The sequence below is a fragment of the Streptomyces sp. NPDC102467 genome, from assembly GCF_044765445.1.
Taxonomy (GTDB): domain Bacteria; phylum Actinomycetota; class Actinomycetes; order Streptomycetales; family Streptomycetaceae; genus Streptomyces.
Window position 1 is genome coordinate 44,524 of record NZ_JBIWKA010000006.1, and the last position, 18,324, is coordinate 62,847.

General features: G+C 72.1%; 9 protein-coding genes. 6 read left to right on the forward strand and 3 right to left on the reverse strand.

The features are described 5' to 3' along the window. The first annotated feature begins 6 nt into the window (after window positions 1–6). Window positions 7–4,167 carry an FtsK/SpoIIIE domain-containing protein gene (locus ACIREE_RS13510; protein ID WP_404150572.1) on the forward strand — a complete coding sequence of 1,387 codons (4,161 nt, stop codon included), beginning with the start codon at window positions 7–9 and terminating at the stop codon, window positions 4,165–4,167. Between the two features lie 72 nt (window positions 4,168–4,239). Next, window positions 4,240–6,243: a metallophosphoesterase family protein gene (locus ACIREE_RS13515; protein WP_404150574.1), complete on the forward strand. Its 2,004-nt coding sequence runs from the start codon at window positions 4,240–4,242 to the stop codon at window positions 6,241–6,243. A 9-nt stretch (window positions 6,244–6,252) separates the two neighbouring features. On the opposite strand, the gene ACIREE_RS13520 is transcribed toward ACIREE_RS13515, so the two are convergent. Beyond that, window positions 6,253–7,509, reverse strand: coding sequence for a hypothetical protein (locus tag ACIREE_RS13520; RefSeq protein ID WP_404150576.1), 1,257 nt, complete (start codon window positions 7,507–7,509; stop codon window positions 6,253–6,255). Window positions 7,510–7,874: 365 nt separating this feature from the next. Here ACIREE_RS13520 and ACIREE_RS13525 point away from each other — a divergent pair, with 365 nt between their 5' ends. The 4 genes from ACIREE_RS13525 (at window position 7,875) to ACIREE_RS13540 (ending at window position 16,132) form a co-directional block, all read left to right on the forward strand. Then, window positions 7,875–10,769, forward strand: coding sequence for a peroxidase family protein (locus tag ACIREE_RS13525; protein WP_404150578.1), 2,895 nt, complete (start codon window positions 7,875–7,877; stop codon window positions 10,767–10,769). Beyond that, a complete protein-coding gene (locus ACIREE_RS13530; RefSeq protein WP_404150580.1) occupies window positions 10,756–12,150 on the forward strand; it encodes a hypothetical protein in 1,395 nt (464 codons plus the stop codon). Before ACIREE_RS13525 ends, ACIREE_RS13530 begins: the two co-directional genes overlap by 14 nt. Before the next feature lie 62 nt (window positions 12,151–12,212). Beyond that, window positions 12,213–13,355 carry a serine hydrolase domain-containing protein gene (locus tag ACIREE_RS13535; protein WP_404150582.1) on the forward strand — a complete coding sequence of 381 codons (1,143 nt, stop codon included), beginning with the start codon at window positions 12,213–12,215 and terminating at the stop codon, window positions 13,353–13,355. Between the two features lie 131 nt (window positions 13,356–13,486). Then, window positions 13,487–16,132, forward strand: coding sequence for a TIM-barrel domain-containing protein (locus tag ACIREE_RS13540; RefSeq protein WP_404150583.1), 2,646 nt, complete (start codon window positions 13,487–13,489; stop codon window positions 16,130–16,132). Here the strand turns inward: ACIREE_RS13540 and ACIREE_RS13545 are convergent. After that, window positions 16,129–17,136, reverse strand: coding sequence for an acyl-CoA dehydrogenase family protein (locus tag ACIREE_RS13545; protein WP_404150585.1), 1,008 nt, complete (start codon window positions 17,134–17,136; stop codon window positions 16,129–16,131). The genes ACIREE_RS13540 and ACIREE_RS13545 overlap by 4 nt on opposite strands. Further along, entirely contained in the window at window positions 17,136–18,290 is a 1,155-nt protein-coding gene (locus ACIREE_RS13550; protein WP_404150587.1) for an acyl-CoA dehydrogenase family protein, read from the reverse strand. The genes ACIREE_RS13545 and ACIREE_RS13550 overlap by 1 nt, the downstream gene beginning before the upstream one ends. Window positions 18,291–18,324 lie beyond the last annotated feature (34 nt).

Sequence of the window (18,324 nt, forward strand, 5' to 3'; positions counted from 1 at the left end):
AAGGACATGGGACGGATCTTCACGGTGGTCGCGCCGGACGGCGTGGAGCGGGACGTGGTGGTGACGGCGGCCGGGGACACGCCGGGGCGGGCCCTCGCGAGGGCGCTTGGCCGGATGTGCGGGCTCGCGGAGGTGTCGTCCCTCTCGCTGCGCGACGCGGGAGAGGTGGCGCTCGACGCGTCGCTCGACGAGTCGCCGCTGCGGGACGGCTGCACGGTGTGGCTCGACCGGCCCTCCGCGCCGCCACCGTCGACGGGGCCGGACTTCTCCGATCTGCCGCAGGATCTGCTGACGCCGGGGGGCGACGGCACCCTGATGTTCCGCCTGCCGCCGCGGGCGCTGCCCCCCGAGCTCCCGGACGACGTGGTGCGGATCCTGGGCCGCCCCGGCGCCCTCAGGTTCAGGAAGCGCCGGGCCGCGAAACGGGCGCGCGAAGAGGTCAAGGCGTATGCGTCCCACGGGGATCCCGGCCCCGACGACATCATGGCGTGGTCCTACGGCGAGACGGCCCGGCTGTGGGAGCGCCGGGGCACGGACGAGGACCATCTGCACCTGCGGCTCGGGGTCACCGACGTGTCGGCGTACTCCATCCCCATCCCGCTCGCCCTGCCCGCCACCGGCGTGCTGGGCATCGCGGGTCCCGCCCAGGTGTCCCGCCGCCTCGCCGCCTGGCTGGTCGCGCAGGTCGGGCTGTTGCACAGCCCGGCCGACGTCGGGGTGCGGGTGCTGACGACGTCCTCCGGCGCGGCCGACTGGCGGTTCGCTCGGTGGCTGCCCCACCTGCGCTCGTACGACAGGGAGAGCCCGCCCCGCATCAGCTGTGACAGCACCGGGCACCTCCGGCAGGTCTCCGAGTCCCTCACGACCCTGCGCGAGCGGCAGAGCAGACCGGTGCCGTACGCGCCGGGCACCCGCCGCCATCTGGTGCTCGTCCTCGACGGCGCCCGCCCGCTCACCTCGCTGCCCGGTGTGTCGCAGCTGCTGCGCGAGGGCCCGGCCGCCGGGGTGTTCGCCATCTGTCTGGCACCGGACAGGCGGTCGCTGCCCCAGGAGTGCGCGGCCGTCGTGGAGGTCGAACAGATTCCGCCGCGGGCCGTGGCGGGAGCGCCGAGCGTCACGGCCTTCACTCTGACCACGGGTGGCGGCGCCGACATCACGGGGATCGCCGACGCCGTGTCCGACGACTGGCTCGACCGTATGGCACGGGCCGTCGCGCCCCTGCGGGACGCGGCCGCCGACGACCTGCGTCCCCGGCCGCACCGCCTCCTCGACCTGCTCGGCCTCGGCACGCCCGACGCCCGTGAGATCGCCGCCCGCTGGCAGGCGTCGCCGCGCGGCACCGAGGCGCTCATCGGGCGCTCCACGCCCACCCCGGTCGCTCTCGACCTGCTCAGGGACGGGCCGCACGCCCTGGTCGCGGGCACCACCGGGTCCGGCAAGACGGAGTTCCTGTGCACCTGGATCGCCTCGCTCGCCGTGGCGAACAGGCCGGACGAGATGACGTTCATGCTCGTCGACCACAAGGGCAGCGCGGCCTTCCGCGACCTGGTGCGGCTGCCGCACACCGTGACCGTCGTCAACGACGTGGGGCCCGGCCTCGGCGACCGCGTCCTCGACGGGCTCGGCGCCGAACTGCGCCGCCGCGAGCGGCGTCTCCTCGAAGCGCACGTGAAGGACATCGGCGAATACGGCGAGTACGCAAGCCTGCGCGCCCGGGAACCGGAGGGCTCCGACCCCGCGCTGCCGCCGCTGCCCCGGCTCGTCATCGTCATGGACGAGTTCGCCTCGCTCGCCGCCGAGGAACCCGACTTCCTGTCGGGCCTGGTCGACATCGCCCGGCGCGGACGCTCCCTCGGCGTGCACCTCGTCTGCGCCACGCAGCGCCCCTCGGGCGTGGTCAGCGCGGAGATCCGCGCCCTGACCAATCTGCGGATCGCGCTGCGGCTCATGGACGAGGCCGAGAGCCAGGACGTCATCGACGCGCCGGACGCCGCCCGGCTGAGCACGTCCTCGCCCGGCGTCGCCCTGATCAGGACCGGCACCTCCGACCCACTGCTCGTGCAGACCGCCCGCGTCGGCGGCCTGCACCGGCCGGCCGGCCTCGAGACGGTCGGCGTGCACGAGATCACGCCCTACGGTTCCCAGCCGCGGACCCCGCTCACCGTGCGGGCCGAGCCGGACTCGGTCGGCACGACGGATCTCGCCCTCCTGGTGGACGCCGTGTGCGAGGCCACCACGCTGCTGGCCGTGGCGGCACCGCCCACTCCCCTGCCGCCGCCCCTCAAAGAGGTCCTGCCGCTCTCCGACATCCGGCCGCCCTCGCGCGGCCGGGGCCTGGCACCCCTCGCGTTCGGCCTGGAGGACGCGCCCGAGGAGCAGACCCAGCGCCCGGCCCTCCTCGACCTGGCGCGGGACGGCAACCTGCGGATCGTGGGCGCGCCCCGCACGGGCCGCTCGCAGTTCCTGCGCACGCTCGCCGCCGCGGTGGCCCGCCAGCACAGCGCGGCGGACATCCACGTGTACGGCATCGACTGCGGCGACGGCGCGCTGCAGGCACTGACCGAACTCCCGCACTGCGGCGCCGTCGTGCACCTCGGCCGGCCCGACCACATGGTGCGGCTGCTCGGCATGCTCACCGCCACCGTGCGCAGACGCCAGGAGCTGCTCTCGCACGGCGGTTTCTCGGACATCGGCGCGCAGCGGCAGTCGGTGGCGGGGCCGCGCCGGATGCACTACCTCCTCGTACTCCTCGACGGCTGGGAGGAGTTCTTGACCAGCATGGGCTCGACCGACGGCGGCGGGGCCGTGGACGACCTGTACGCCGTGCTGCGCGGCGGGCCGCAGGTCGGGGTCTGCACGGTCCTCGCGGGCGGCTCCCAGATCCTGAACAACCGGCGGCTCGTCTCGCTGACCAAGCGGCTCCTGGTGCTGCGCCTGCCGGACCCCGACTGGTACGCCGGCGTGGGCCTCACCCGGCGGCGGATCCCCGAAGTGCAGCCCGCGGGGCGGGCGTTGAGCGCGGAGAGCGGGCGGCTGCTGCAGATCGCGACGCTGCCGGGACCGACGACGCGGCAGGGGCAGACCGACGCCCTGGCCCGGTACGCGGCCGAGGCGCGCGGCCGTGGCACCGAGGTCCAGGGCAGCCAGCGCCCGTTCCGTATCGAGGATCTGCCGCTGGTGGCCGACCAGTTCCACGTGGGCACGGGAAGGGGCAGGCCGGTGGGTCGGGAGGCGGAGCTGGCCTGGCTGCGGGACCGGCATGCCACCGGCGCCTCGGTCGCACTGCTCGGGCCGCGCAGGGCGGGCAAGACGTGGGTGCTCGAGGAGCTGTGGCGGCGGCTGCGCGCGGACGGCGCGACGGCCGTCCGGCCCATCATGGTGCTGCCGGCCGGCGGGCAGGTCGACACCCCGGACGCGCTGGCCCGCCTCCTGGACCCCAGGCTCTCCGGGCCCGGCGCGGCCCAGCGCCTGATCAACAAGGTGGGCAGGCGTTCGGGCTCCGACCGGATGGCGTTCCTGCTCGACGAGATCGGACGGCTCGTCAACTACGACCCCGGGGTGGTCTCGTGGCTGCGCGACCTGGGGCAGGCGGGGGCCTGGTTCGTCTACACGGGCACCGAGAAGGACTGGCACCGGGTGGTGCGCTGGGCGCTGACCGCACCGGGGTCCAGCTTCGGCAACGACGTGAACGCGCGGGTGCTCGGCCCGCTGGACGACCAGTCGGCGCTGAAGTTCCTCACCGGCACGGCGGAGAACCTCGGGGTGAACATCGCGCCCGACAGGACCGGCCAGGCCGTCCTCGACCTGGTCGGCACCTGGCCGTTCTACCTCCAGGTCGTCGGGGACGCGGTGGTCCGGGCGGCGCAGGCCAACGAGGTCCGTCCGCTCTCCGACGACGGGGCCCTGGCCGACCTCGTGGAGCAGCGGCTGATCGTGGAGTGGGACCACCACTTCCGGGCCCGCTGGGAGGAGATCGGCCGTGCCGGGCGGGCCGCGCTGCTCGCCGACCCCGGCCGCGTACCGGTGGACGCGGCCCGCGCCCAGCGCAACGATCTGCGCGAGGTGGGCCTGCTCCGGCACAACAACAAATGGCTGGCCGACCGGCCGTTCCTCGACTGGATCGGCCACAGCGAGAGTTCCCTGCGCGACGGGGAGTCCCGGCCGTGACCGGCGCCCCGTGATCCGCCCGCCCGCCCCTGTCCGTCTCCCCCGTCCCCCAGGCATCCAGGACTGACGACGATGACCGACTTCCGGCCCAGCCAGGCCTACCGGCACGACCTCGACATCCGCTTCGCCGACGGTACGGTCCCGGCGTGGGCCCGCCCGCTGGTGGAGGGCCAGCAGCCCAACAGCACGGCCTGGGTGGTCGTGATGGCGCGGCGGGCCGGGAAGAGCTGGCTGGCGCAGGCGGCCGAGCGGGCGCAGGCCCCGGGCCGGGCGCGCCGGATCGATCTGCGCTCCGGCGGGGCCGCCGTCCGCCGCGCGGGGCTCGGCTGTCTCATCGGCCTCATCGGCCGGCGCGCGGCCCCCGCGTCGGACCCGGGCACGGTGCTGTTCATCGACGAGCCCGCGCTCTCCGCGACCGGCGGGCGCGGGCCAGGGCCCGGCGTCGATCCGGCCGTACTGGCGGCGGGCCTCGAACAGGTACGGGAAGCGGGAATCGTCCCCGTGGTCCTCGCGACGCCGGCCGAACACGAGCTGCTCGGCCCGTACTTGGGCGTCGACCACCCCAAGGACGTCCTTCGGCCGCCGGTGCTCTCGCCCGAGGAGTGTGCCCGGATGGCCGGGCGTGCCCCGGAGTGGGCGCCCCGGGTGGTGGAGCTGCTCCGCGACTCCTTCCCCGGCTGGCTGCAGAGTCCCTTCCTCATCGAACTGGCTCTGCACTGCGCCGAGTTGGACCCAGCCCTGCGCGAGAACCCCGTAGCACTCGACCGTGCGGCGTGCGACGAGGCCGTGCAGCGTCACGCCTACATCGACCAGTGGTTCCACAACGGCATGTCGGGGCCGGGCCGCGCACGGCTGCGCGCTCATCGCTGGCGCCGCTCCGGGGTGAGCGTGGCCGAGCCCGATGACCGGACCTGGCAGGCGCGGACCGGCGCCGCCGACCCGGCCGCCGACCCGGTCCTCGCCCATCATCTGCCCGAGGTGCTCCGCATCCACCACGTGTCCGACCTGCACCACGGCGGCAACCTGCGCTCCAACGTCGACGCGAAGGACGGCACCGAGGCGGGCCGCAGACTGGCCTCTCTCGCGGGCGCGGGGTCCCCCATGGACAGCTACCTGGAGCATCTGCGACAGCTCGGCGAACTCCGCCGCGCACCGCACCTGTTGGTGGTGACGGGCGATCTGGTGAACCGGCCGCACGCCACGTTCGGCACCCTCGCGCTCAACTGGCTGCGCAAGGCGGGCAAGGCGCTCGCGGACCATCCGGACCTGCGCGCGGACGATCCGCGGGTTCTCCTGGTCGGCGGCAACCACGACGTGTCGTGGGACCTGACCCTCGACCCGCGGCCCGCGGCGCGGCACGAGTGGTTCGCGCGGACCTTCGCCGGGTTCCCGCACCCCGACCTCCAGGAGCCCCGGCAGGACCGGCGCCGCCTGTACGTGAAGTACCCGGAGGCGGGGCTGCGGATCGCGCTGCTCGGCTCGGCGGAGTCGGGCGGCGAGGCGGCACGCGACGAGGACCGGCAGAAGCTGGAGACGGCCCAGGACGAGTTCGCCAACACGCTGGAGGAGAGTGAACTGGCGGCGCTGATACTGGACTTCGAGCGGATCGATCCCGGGGTCGTCTCGCGCGCCGTGCTCGACCGGCTCGCCCCGGACCAGGGCTACACCACGCTCGCCGCACTGCATCACCCGCTCTCGCCGGTCCCTGCGGTGGAGATCGCCCCGTACTCGGGTGTCGTCAACGCGGGGCAGGCGAAACGGGCGCTGGCCGCCGCCGAGACCTCGCTGGTCCTGCACGGCCATACGCACCTGGGGTTCCTGGCCGCCGAGCGGCTGCTCGGCGGCCGTCAGGAGTGGACGACGCGCATCGCGGGGGCGCCCGCGCTCGGCAGCCGTGAGACCGACGAGCACAACGGTTACAACGAGGTGTTCGTGGCCCGCGAGGGCGACACCCACACCCTGGCCGTGCGCACGGTCCGCCTGGACGGGGGCCAGTGGGTGCCGGACACCCCGGTCATCGCCTTCCGCCCCGGCGCCCCGGCCGAACTCTCCGCGGCGGACCTGTGCCGGGGCTGAGAGCCGCGTTCAGCGCACGTCCCCGAACTCGCTCAGCACCCGCCGCGGCGCCAGCGCGTTCACATAGTTGCCCGGTCCGTGGTCCTCGAAGGAGTACTTGAACGGGATCGAGCGGGTCAGCGCGAGGCGCGCCGCGAAGAAGGCGAGCGGGGCGACGACGGCGAGCCCCGCGAGGCTCTCCATCTGGGCGTAGGGCAGCGCCGGATCACGGCGTTCGACCCAGCCGTGTTCGCGGGCCCGGCGCGGCGTCGCGGCGAGCCGGCGCAGGCGGTGCACGGGGCTGACCCCGGAGAGCAGGTCGCCGGGGAACGAGACGGCCTCGGCCGCCGCGTCGGCCGCCGCCGCGAACATGGCGTCCATGCCCTCGCGGGGCCTGCGGTAATGGAACTCGCGGCCGAACGCCGCGTACGGGCCGACGGGGCGCGGCGGCAGGGCGGGCACGATGTCGCGGTCGTGGATGTAGCGCAGGAGCCGGTCGCGCAACAGGTTGCCGCCGGTCACGTCGGTGGCCCGTTCGCAGGCACCGGCCAGCTCCGGTCCGCCCAGCATGGGCTGGCCGAAGGTGTAGACGGCGCGCAGACAGCGGGCGATGCTCGCGTAGCGCGGTTCGTGGACGAGGGTGACCGCCATGAGTGCGGCCATGGCCGCGCCGAGGCTGTGGCCGGTGATGTAGAGCGCTTCGAGGCCGCCGCCCCGCGTGCCCTCTTCGCGCGGGTCGACGGATTCGCCGCGCACCGCCCGGCCGAGGGCTTCGAGGACCAGATAGCGGGTGGCGCGCATGTTGCGGTAGAAGCCCGCGTGCACGGGGTGGCGTACGCCGTCGAGGTCGACGCGGAGTGTGTCGGGGTGCACGTCGGCGTCGGTGAGGATGCTGATGATGTCCTCGGGCTGTGTGCCGCGGTAGCAGAGGATCGCGACGCGCCGGTCCTTGTCCTGGACGAGGTAGGCGGCCGAGGCGATGTACAGGGCGTCGACGCGCTGTTCGATGAGGCGGCAGCGGTTCTCGTCCAGGCCGAGCCGGGTCGCCATCATGGCGAGGGTCTGTGCGTCGCCGCGCTGGTCGAACCCGGCGTACGCGTACGCCGACAGGGTCGCGAAGACGTGCGGCAGAACGCCGTCCGGGTCGGGGTGCCCCCTGTCGTCCAGCAGACGGCTCGGCAGGTCGGGGTAGACGGGAAAGTTCGGCCGGCCGGGCTCGACGTACGTCGGCTCCTTGAAGGGGCGCAGTTCGGCGAAGGTGGGGCCGTGCTCGGTCGTGTCCCGCATGGGACCTCCCTGGGCGGGTGGCAGAGCACACCACCGGATCGGGATGCCGTCAAGGTGTCGCTGACCGGCCATCGGCGGCGCCGTCGCACGAGGCGGGTGAGAGGCGGGCGGCGCACGATACGCCGCCGTGGCGGCAGCCGATCAGACGACCGCCGCTGACTAGCCCAAACTCCCTTGTGCGTACGGGAGTTCGCGCCAGTACCAGAGTGGCGGACATGGCGGGAACCGTCGCTGCGGGGCGCCTCGCGGCGCCGATAGCGTCGCTGGCCTCCTCCGGCACACGACCTGCGCGCACGAGACCCCCGTACGACCGACATGCCCTGTACGACCTCCCGACGCACAGCACACGACAGGGACGGCAACCGATGGCCGAGACCGAACGTTACACACCGTACAAATCGGCAGAGTACGAGCGGTACGAAGGCGGCAGTCCCGAGGCCGAGCGCCTCGTGTTCGAACGCCTCGCCCGAGAGATCATGGAGGTCCAGGTCGCGAACCGGCGGGCCAGTGGCGCCCCTGCCTTCGAGCGGACCTTCCACGCGAAGGCCGCACTCGGCGTGGAGAACGCCCGCCTGCGCTTCGCCGACGACCTTCCGGCCGCGCTGCGCAGCGGCTTCGCCCAGCCCGGCGCCGACTATCCGGCGACGGTACGGCTCTCCAACGCCAGCGGGATGCGCGGCCGCGACGGCGCGCCCGATCTGCACGGCATCGCCGTGCGTGTCCAGGTCACGGGCGAGGAGAGCCACGACCTGATGGCGACGAGCTTCCCCGTGTCGCACGCCCGCAACGCCCGCGAGTTCGTGGCCTTCGCCAAGGCGATGGCCGGCGCCCGTACACCGCTGGAGAAGGCCTTCGGACTGTTCGTGAAGCTGCCGCTCGCCGTGGGTCTCGGCACCGCGAACCGGATGCGGCGCAACGTCCAGGCGGCGACGCGGCACACCGTGGACAGCCTGGCCCGTGAGACGTACTGGAGCCGGAGCGCGATCCTGTGGGCCGAGGCAGGACCGGTCCGTTACCTGTTCCGGCCCGCCGCGGGCGGTGGCGGCCCCGAGCCGCACCCGGACCGCAGCGACCCGGACTTCCTGCACCAGGATCTCGCCCGCCGGCTCTCCCGCGACGACCTCGCCTTCGACCTGTGCGTGCAGCGCTTCGTCGACGAGCGCCGCACGCCCGTCGAGGACGCCTCCGTGGAGTGGCAGGAGGCGATCACCCCGCCCATCGTGGTGGCCCGGCTGACGATTCCGCTGCAGGACCTCACGACGGCCGAGGCCGGTTCGGCGGCGCGACGGATCGAGGAGCTGGCGTTCAACCCGTGGTTCACCACGGAGGACTTCAGGCCGCTGGGCAATATCAACCGGGCCCGCAAGGCCGCCTACCGGGCGAGCGGCGCGCAGCGGCTCGACACCCGCTTCACCACCGAGGAGCCGGTCAGGAACCGCGTTCTCGACGTCCCGGTCGCGTACGCCTTCCGCGTCCTGAACCGCGTCGTGCCGTGGCACCGGCTGCCGCTGGAGGCGAGCCTGCTCAACCTGGTCTTCCTGCGGAAGGTGCTGCGCCGGTTCAACCTCATCGACACGGACGTGCCCGAGGCGCCGCCGAAGACCGAGCAGGTGCCGGTCCCGGTCGACGAGCGGCTGCGCACCTCGCGCTCGTACGACGGCTCCTACAACGATCTGTCGGCGCCGAAGATGGGCGCGGTCGGCGCGGCGTTCGGCCGCAATCTCGCGCCCGCGTACCGGCCGGACCTGTTCGACACGCCGAACCCGGTGACGGTCAGCCGTCAGCTCCTCACCCGGGACAGCTTCGTGCCCGCGACGTCCCTCAACATCCTCGCGGCGTCCTGGATCCAGTTCCAGGTGCACGACTGGGTGAACCACCGGCGCCACGGCGAGGGCGGCAAGACGGTCGAGGTGCCGCTGCCGCCCGGGGGCGGGACGTGGATCAACTCCCCCGGCGGGCCGGCGGAGAGCTTGATGCGGTTCGCCGACAACGACGGTATCGAGGTGCCCGGCGACAAGCCGCCGATCCTCTTCGGCAACACCGCCTCGCACTGGTGGGACGGCTCCGAGGTGTACGGCGGCGACGAGGCCACGGCGAAGCAGATGCGTGAACCCGAGGGCGGGGCACGGCTGTTGCTCGACGGCGGGCACATCCCGATCGACCGCAGCGGGATCCCGATCACCGGGTTCAAGGACAACTGGTGGATGGGGCTCAGCGCCATGCACACGCTGTTCGCCCGCGAGCACAACACGGTGTGCGACGCGCTGCGCGCCGAGTACCCGTCGATGAGCGAGGACCGGATCTACCACACGGCCCGGCTCGTCGTCTCGGCGCTCATCGCGAAGATCCATACGGTGGAGTGGACCCCGGCGATCCTCGCGACGAAGGCCATCGACATCGGCCTGCACACCAACTGGGACGGGCCGCCGCGGAACTGGCTGAACCAGCTGGGCCTGTGGCTGCTCGAGTCGCACTCGCTGACCGGCATCCCCAAGACGCTCCCCGACCACCACGGGGCGCCGTACTCCCTGACCGAGGACTTCGTCACCGTCTACCGGATGCACCCGCTGATCCCCGACGACTACGAGCTGCGCGAGCACCACTTCGGGCAGCGCCTGGAGACCGTCGGCTTCACGGACATCCAGGGCGCGGCGGCCGAGAGCCAGATCCGCAAGACGGGCCTGGCGAACACCCTGTACTCGTTCGGTATCGCGCACCCGGGCGCGATCACGCTGCACAACTACCCGAAGTCGCTGCAGAACTTCCACCGGGACGGCGAGATCATCGACCTGTCGGTGGTCGACCTGGTGCGCACCCGCAGGCGTGGTGTGCCGCGCTACAACGACTTCCGCGCGGGTCTGCACAAGGAGCGCATCCGACGCTTCGAGGACCTGACGCGGGAGCCGGAGACGCTGGCGCGCCTCAAGGACGTGTACCGCGACGTCGACGAGATCGACACGGTGGTCGGTCTGTTCGCGGAGAACCCGCCGACCGGCTTCGGCTTCTCCGACACCGCGTTCCGGGTCTTCATCCTGATGGCGACGCGCCGGCTGCAGAGCGACCGGTTCCTCACCGTCGACTACCGCCCCGAGGTCTACACGCCGCTCGGTATCGACTGGGTGGAGAAGGGTGGCATGAAGGCCGTCGTACAGCGGCACTGCCCGGAGCTCGCGAGCCTGATGCCGCGCGAGGCGAGCGCGTTCGCGCCGTGGCGGCCGGTGTCGCCGATCTCCAACGGAGGCTCCGATGACGGCAGTTGACGGGGGGTCGGGCAACCGGGGCCTCGACGACCTGCTGGCCCGCTCGTTCCTGCGGACGGTCTGGCGGCGGCGCACCCACCGGGTCTCCCGGGGTGCGTCGGTGCCGGCCGGGTCGATGAGCTATCAGTCGCCCCACAAGGCGGAGCCGCTCACCGAACTGGAGGAGGCGGTGTTGATCGCCGTCACCGGCTCGACGGGCCTGACCATGCCGGACCGCCCGTTCGAGGACCCGCGGAACGGCAAGCCCATCATGGCCAAGCCCAACCTGACCATGACGGGCCGTACGGCAGGCAGCCCCGACAACGCGCAGGGTACACACTTCTTCCTGATCAACGACCAGGGCACGTACTTCCTGCGCAAGCTGCCGCCCGCCCCGCAGGAGCGGTTCGACGCGCAGACCCTGATCGAGCGCGCCCGGCGGACCAAGGTCAAGATCCTCGACCGCCGGCTCGACGTGGCCGAGGGACTGCGTGACTTCCCGGCGTACCTGGACTCGAACCGCTTTCTGTCCAACGTGCCGGGCACGACCGTCCTGTTCCCGGTCGTCGACCTCTCGCACCAGTACATCAACGCCCTGATGTATCTGCTCACCCAGCCGGACGGCGCCAGGCCGACGCTGGTCGACGACCGTAATCTGTACCGTCCGGCGGGCGTGAAGAAGTGGATCGACAACGGTTTCCTGAACAAGGACCTGAAGCTGCCGCTCGGCGCGCTCGGCCCGATGCGCACCCAGATCGAGGCGGATCTCCTCCTCCAGACGGTGATGCTGACGGCGGAGGCGATGGGGCTCGGCGGCTGGATCCACGCGTCGCTGAATCCGCAGATCGCCCTGGGCGACCCGAAGTTCAGCAGGACGTACGGCAGGATGCTCGGCTTCACGTTCGTCACGCCGCGCTGGCGCCTCGCCGATGTGTGGCGCTGGCACGTCCCGCTGCCCAAGTACGCCACGCTTCGTTCGCAGCCGGTGGGCCTGACCGACCCGGCGACCGGTGAGCCGCTGATCGCGGCGGCCTGCCCGCCCGCGCACGCCTCCATGGCGGACGCGGTCGACTCGGTCGTCGCGTCGAAGTTCGGCGCGGGTGGCACGTACGGCGACAAGGACGTCTTCACCCGGATCTACAAGGAGGACTACGGACAGCGCTATCTCGCCGAGGCCAGCGAGTACGACGAGCGCGTCATCGACTGCGCCCGCGACATCTGTACGTACATCCTGACCACGCACCGCCGCTTCCCCGCGCACACGGACGCCATCCACGTGCCCGGGATCTGGCTGCAGGCGCACCATGTGGAGGGCGAGTACTACGAGCGCTTCTTCACGAACGGTCTGACCGACGCCCACCGCTCGCACGACACGCTGTGGGACGGCGAACCGATGAGTTGAGCGCGGTTCGGCGGTCACCCTTCTCGTACATACACCGTCGTCTGTCCGAAAGGGTGACCCCGATGACCGAGACCACTTTGACCGATGTCCTGGCCCCGCACGTCACGAAGGGGCCCGTGCCGGGGGCCGTGGGCCTGGTGGCGCGCGGCGACCGGGTCGAGGTGGCGACGGTCGGGTACTCCGACGCCGAGGCCACCACGCCGCTCGCACGGGACTCGATCTTCCGCATCGCCTCCCTCACCAAGCCGCTCGTCGCGGCGGCCGTGCTGACCTTGGTCGACGAGGGCCGTATCGCCCTCGACGCGCCGATCGGGCACTGGCTGCCCGAGCTGGCCGCGCCGAACGTCGTGCGGGATCCGGCGGGCCCGGTCGAGGACGTCGTGCCGGCGGTCCGCCCGATCACGGTGGAGGATCTGCTGACGTTCCGCGCCGGCTGGGGCTACCCGGCCGATTTCTCGCTGCCCGCCGTGCAGCCGCTGTTCGCGCTGATGGACCCGCACGCGCCCCAGCGGCTGCCGGAGCCCGACACCTGGCTGGCCGCTCTCGGCCGCGTCCCGCTGCTGTACCAGCCGGGCCACGCGTGGCTCTACAACACGTGCTCCGACATCCAGGGCGTGCTGATCTCACGGGTGACCGGCCGCCCGCTGCCGGACGTCCTCGCCGAGCGGATCTTCGAGCCCCTGGGCATGCGCGACACCGCCTTCGAGGTCCCGGCCGCCAAGCGCTCCCGCTTCACCAGTTCCTACGTGCCCACGGCCGACGGCGGCGCCGAGCGCGTCGACACGCCGGACGGCCAGTGGAGCGGCCTGCCCGCGTTCCCCTCCGGCGCGGGCGGGCTCGTCTCCACGGCGGACGACTGGTGGGCGTTCGCCCGCATGGTGCTCGACGGCGGCGGGTCCGTGCTCTCCGCCGCGTCGGTGCGTCTGATGACGACGGACCATCTGACACCGGCCCAGCGCGTGGCGAGCGATCTGTTCACGCAAGGGGCGGGGTGGGGCTTCGGCGGCTCGGTGGACGTCGAGCGCCGTGACCCGTGGAACGTGCCGGGCCGCTACGGCTGGGTGGGCGGCACCGGCACGGCGGCCCACCTGACTCCTTCCACCGGAACGGTGACGATCCTGCTGACCCAACTCGCCCTGACAGGACCGTCACCGCTGCCGCCGGTCATGCGGGACTTCTGGGCGTACGCGGCGCGGCCGCGCTGAGTTCCGCTCCGCTCCCGACCGTTGACATGAACCTGCGATCCGCGGGATCTTCGTGCGTGAACATGCACGCGGAATCCACGTTTCAAGCAGAAGTAAACAACAGACGGTCGTTCTGAGCGGAGACGCACCACATGCGACAACTGCACCCACGACAAGCGCACCGAAGAGCCCGCGGCTGGGCCGCCGTGACCACGACGGCCCTCGCCGCCGCCCTGCTGGCCGTCCCCGCGCAGCACGCGGGCGCGGCGACGCCCGGCAGCGGCACCCTCGACGCCGACCACGGGAGCGTCACGTGGCAGAGCCCCACGTATCCGGCCGGCACGGTCGACGACGTGAAGAAGTGTCCGACCGTGGCCGAGGACCCGGACGGGAAGACGTGCGACCGCTTCGATCTCAAGGTGTCGGTCCCTGACGGGTATTGGGACGACAACCCCGAGGGCGGCGTACCGGTCTCGATCGAGTGGGCGAAGCAGCCGAGCGACGACTTCGACATGTACGTCTATGACGACGCGGGCAAGCAGGTCGCGTCGAGCGCGGGCACGGCCGACCCCGAGGCGACCGTCATCCCGAAGGCCGACGGCACGTACCACGTGGTCGTCGTGCCCTACGACGTGCACGACAACTCCTTCGTCGGCAAGGCCTACTTGCCGACGACCACGGACGCCGGGAACCTCACGTCCTTCAAGGGCGGCCACGGCAGCTACAGCATCGGCGCGGGTGACCTGAAGGCCGAGGCCGACTTCCTCAAGGGCGGCGGGCTGCGTCTGCGGGCGGATCCGACGGGCACCTTCACCGACCCGGCCGGTTCGCAGATCGTCCGCGAACAGCCCGCCGTGGACCGGCGCACGACATCCTTCGACGCGGGCGCCTACTACGGCATCCGCTCGTCGGAGGCGGTCCTGCGCGTCTACAAGAAGCCGCTGCGCTTCGGCCTCTACAAGGCCGACAACAAGACGCGCGTCTGGCAGGAGGACAAGCCGCTGCGCTGGTCCACCGGCGGAATGCGGCAGAGCCTGGAGCGTGCCGGGGACGAGCAGTTCTTCGGCGGCGGCGAACAGAACGGATCGTTCTCCCACCGGGACAAGACCGTCTACGTCGCCAACAACACGAACTGGAACGAGGGCGGCTACAACAACTCCCAGCCGTTCTACCTCTCTTCGGCCGGCTACGGCGTCTACCGGAACACCTTCGCGCCCGGCGTCTACGACTTCGGCGCCTCGGTCCACACGGGCCAGCAGGAGCGCCGCCTGGACGCGTACTACTTCCTCGGTGACGCCAAGCAGGTCATCGGCAAGTACACGTCGCTGGTCGGCAAGCCCTTCATGCCACCGGTCTACGGTCTCGAACCGGGCGACGCCGACTGCTATCTGCACAACGCCAACCAGGGCGAGCGCCACACCCTGGACTCGCTGAAGGTCGCCGACGGCTACGTGGACAACCAGCTGCCGCTCGGCTGGATGCTCGTCAACGACGGGTACGGCTGCGGCTACGAGAACCTCGCCGAGACCGCCAAGGGCCTCCAGGACCACGGCGCCCAGCTGGGCCTGTGGACGCAGGACGGCATCGACAAGCTCGCCGACCAGGTCAAGGCGGGCCAGCGCGTCGCCAAGCTGGACGTCGCCTGGGTGGGCAACGGCTACGGCATGGCCCTGGACGCCTGCGACAAGGCGAAGGCCGGCATCGAGGACAACAGCGACGCGCGCGGCTTCGTATGGATGCCGGTGTCGTGGGCGGGCGCCCAGCGCTGTTCCGTCCTGTGGTCCGGCGACCAGAAACTGTCGTGGGACTTCGTGCGCTGGCAGATCCCGACGTACGCGGGCGCCACGATGTCCGGCATCGCCTACAACACGGGTGACGTCGGCTCGATCTACTCGCACGACGCGAAGATGTACGCCCGCGATCTGCAGGCCAAGACGTTCCTGCCCGCCATCATGACGATGGACGGCTGGGCGAAGGACCTCACCACCGGCGAGAAGATCAATCAGCAGCCGTGGGTGGACGGCGAGCCCTACACGTCCATCAACCGCAAGTACCTGCAGCTGCGCGAGCGCCTGCTGCCGTATCTGTACACGCTGGCGAAGCAGGCGTCGGACACGGGCGTCGGCGGCGTACGTCCCTTGTGGCTGGAGTACCCGAAGGACGCCAACACCCTTGGCGCGAACGCCAAGTACGAGTACCTGGCGGGCGACGACTTCCTGGTGGCCCCCGTCTACGAGGACGCGGACACGCGCGACGGCATCTACCTGCCCAAGGGCACCTGGACGGACTACTGGACAGGCAAGCAGTACAAGGGCCCGATGACGCTCGACGGCTACCACGCCCCGATCGACACGCTCCCGCTGTTCGTGAAGTCGGGTGCGATCGTGCCGATGTGGCCCAAGGGCACGACGTCCTGGAAGACCCGCGACAAGGCCGAACTGGGCTGGGACGTCTACGCCTCGAAGCACGGCCACAGCGCGTACACGCTCTACGAGGACGACGGGGTGACCCGCGACTTCACGAAGGGCGCGTCGGCGACGCAGCGCGTGACGGTCGACACGAGCCGCGATCGTTCGACTATCAACGTCGGTGCCAGCAAGGGGAGTTACCAAGGCAAGGCGAACAAGCGCGCGTACACCTTCACGGTCCACGGGGGTGCGGCACCGGACCGCGTGACGGTGAACGGCCGTGCTCTGTCGGGCTCGGACTGGTCGTTCGACGCCACGTCCGGTGTGACGACGGTGCGTACGGCGTCCCTGCCGACGGATCGCTCCTTCACCGTACGACTGCTCGGCTAGCCGGGCGAGTGCCGGGCGAGCACCTGCGCCCGGCACTCACGCGGCGTGCCCCACGCGCCGCGCAGCGCCCGCGCCTTCGTGAGCCACAGGCTCAGGTCGAACTCTGCGGTGTAGCCGATGGCACCGTGCAGTTGGAGCGCGGCGCGGGCCGCCGTGTACGCGGCCTCGCCCGCGGCCACCTTTGCGGCGGCCAGATCATCGGGGCGCATCGTCAGGGCCGCGCCGAAGACCAGCGGGCGGGCGAACTCGACGGCGATGAGGGTGTCGGCGAGCCGGTGCTTGACCGCCTGGAACGCACCGATCGGGGTCCCGAACTGGGTGCGCCGCTTCACATGGGCGACGGTGCGGTCGAGCAGGGCCCGGCCGACTCCGAGGGCCTGCGCGGCGGTGGCGAGCCGGGCGAGCGCGGCGGCGTGCAGGGCGACTTCCCGTACGCCGGCCGCGTCGCCCAGCACGTCACCGCCGGGCAGCGGCTCCGCGTGGCGGCGGGCGGCGTCGAGGCCGGGGCGGACCTCTCCATGACCGGGCGCGCTGCGCAGCGACCAGGGGGCGGCGGCACTGTCGCCGCCGCCTTCTACCACGAGCAGCACGTCGGCCGCGTCCGCGTCCAGGAGGTACGGCCCGCCCTCCGGCATGCCGAGCGTGGCCATGGTCTCCCCGGCGAGCAGCCCGGCCAGGACGTCCTTGGCCGCGCCCTCCCGCGCGAGCCCCGCGCACACGGACGCGGCCGCCACGGATTCCGCGTACGGGCCGGGTACGGCGTGGCGCCCCAACTGCTCGAAGGCGACCGCGAGTTCGACGGGGTGTTCACCGACGCCGTCGAACTCCTCGGGGACGGCGAGGGCGAACAGGCCGGTGTCGGCGACGCGGCGCCACAGCGCCCGGCCGGGCGCGGGGTCGCCCGCCGCCCAGGCGCGGGCCACCGCCGGGACGTCCGCCGCGCCGAGCAGCGCGTCGAGGGTGCGGCCGAACTCCCGCTGCTCGGCGTCGAGGAGGAAACGCATCAGCGCCGTCCCTTCGGCAGGCCGAGCAGCCGCTCGGCGATGATGTCCCGCTGTATCTCGTTCGTCCCCGCGTAGATCGGTCCCGCGAGGGAGAAGACATAGCCTTCCGCCCAGCGCCCGTCCGCCAACTCGCCTTCGGCGCCGTCGAGTTCGAGCGCCGTCTCGTGCAGTTTCACGTCGTACTCCGACCAGAACACCTTGTTCAGGCTGGACTCGGCGCCGATGTCCTGCCCGTCGAGGGCGCGCGAGGCGTGGGCCCAGGTGAACAGTTCGTAGGCGCGGGCGCCGATCACGGCGTCGGCGACGCGGTCCCGCAGCGCGGTGTCGGCCGGGTCGCCCGCCGCCCGCCACTGGTGCGCCAACTCGCGTGCGCTCGCGAGGAACCGGCCCGGCGAGCGCAGGGTCAGGCCACGCTCGCTGCCGGTCGCGGACATGGCGATGCGCCAGCCCTGACCCGGCTCGCCGATGACGTCGGCGTCGGGCACGAACACGTCGTCGAGGAAGAGCTCCGCGAAGGCCGGCTTGCCGTCGAGGCGCGGGACGGGACGGACCGTGACGCCGGGCGCGCGCAGGTCGAACATCAGATAGCTGAGTCCGCGGTGCGGCTTGTCGGTCCTCGCGGTGGAGGGATCGCTGCGGAACAGCCCGAAGGCCCGGTCCGCGAAGGCCGCCCGCGACGACCACGTCTTCTGCCCGTTGAGCAGCCAACCCCCGTTTACCTGCCTGGCAGTCGACCGCAGGGAGGCGAGGTCGGAGCCGGACTCCGGCTCGGACCAGGCCTGCGCCCAGACGGTCCCCCCACTCGCCATGGACGGCAGGATTCGGCCGCGCTGCTCCTCGGTGCCGTAGTCGAACAGGGTCGGCGCGAGGAGGTTGATGCCGTTCTGCGAGACCCGGCCGGGCGCCCCGGCCGCGTAGTACGCCTCCTCGAACAGCAGCCACCGTACGAGGCCCGCGCCCTGCCCGCCGTACCGCTCGGGCCAGGAGACGACGGACCAGCGGTCGGCGGCCAGTTCGCGCTCCCACTCCCGGTGCGCGGCGAAGCCCTCCTCGGTCTCCAGGGAGGACAGCGGCTCGTCCGGCACGTGCGCGGCGAGCCAGGCGCGCGCCCGCTCCTGGAACGCCGCGTCCTCGGCGTCGATCGTCAGGTCCATCGGACTCGCGCCCCCTTCTTCCCTAACAAGTGTT

What these genes read in the sequence shown, in the direction of transcription:
- ACIREE_RS13510 (WP_404150572.1), top strand. Translation starts at nt 7, where the DNA reads ATGGGACGGATCTTCACGGTGGTCGCGCCGGACGGCGTGGAGCGGGAC.
- ACIREE_RS13515 (WP_404150574.1), top strand. Translation starts at nt 4,240, where the DNA reads ATGACCGACTTCCGGCCCAGCCAGGCCTACCGGCACGACCTCGACATC.
- ACIREE_RS13520 (WP_404150576.1), bottom strand. Translation starts at nt 7,509, where the DNA reads ATGCGGGACACGACCGAGCACGGCCCCACCTTCGCCGAACTGCGCCCC.
- ACIREE_RS13525 (WP_404150578.1), top strand. Translation starts at nt 7,875, where the DNA reads ATGGCCGAGACCGAACGTTACACACCGTACAAATCGGCAGAGTACGAG.
- ACIREE_RS13530 (WP_404150580.1), top strand. Translation starts at nt 10,756, where the DNA reads ATGACGGCAGTTGACGGGGGGTCGGGCAACCGGGGCCTCGACGACCTG.
- ACIREE_RS13535 (WP_404150582.1), top strand. Translation starts at nt 12,213, where the DNA reads ATGACCGAGACCACTTTGACCGATGTCCTGGCCCCGCACGTCACGAAG.
- ACIREE_RS13540 (WP_404150583.1), top strand. Translation starts at nt 13,487, where the DNA reads ATGCGACAACTGCACCCACGACAAGCGCACCGAAGAGCCCGCGGCTGG.
- ACIREE_RS13545 (WP_404150585.1), bottom strand. Translation starts at nt 17,136, where the DNA reads ATGCGTTTCCTCCTCGACGCCGAGCAGCGGGAGTTCGGCCGCACCCTC.
- ACIREE_RS13550 (WP_404150587.1), bottom strand. Translation starts at nt 18,290, where the DNA reads ATGGACCTGACGATCGACGCCGAGGACGCGGCGTTCCAGGAGCGGGCG.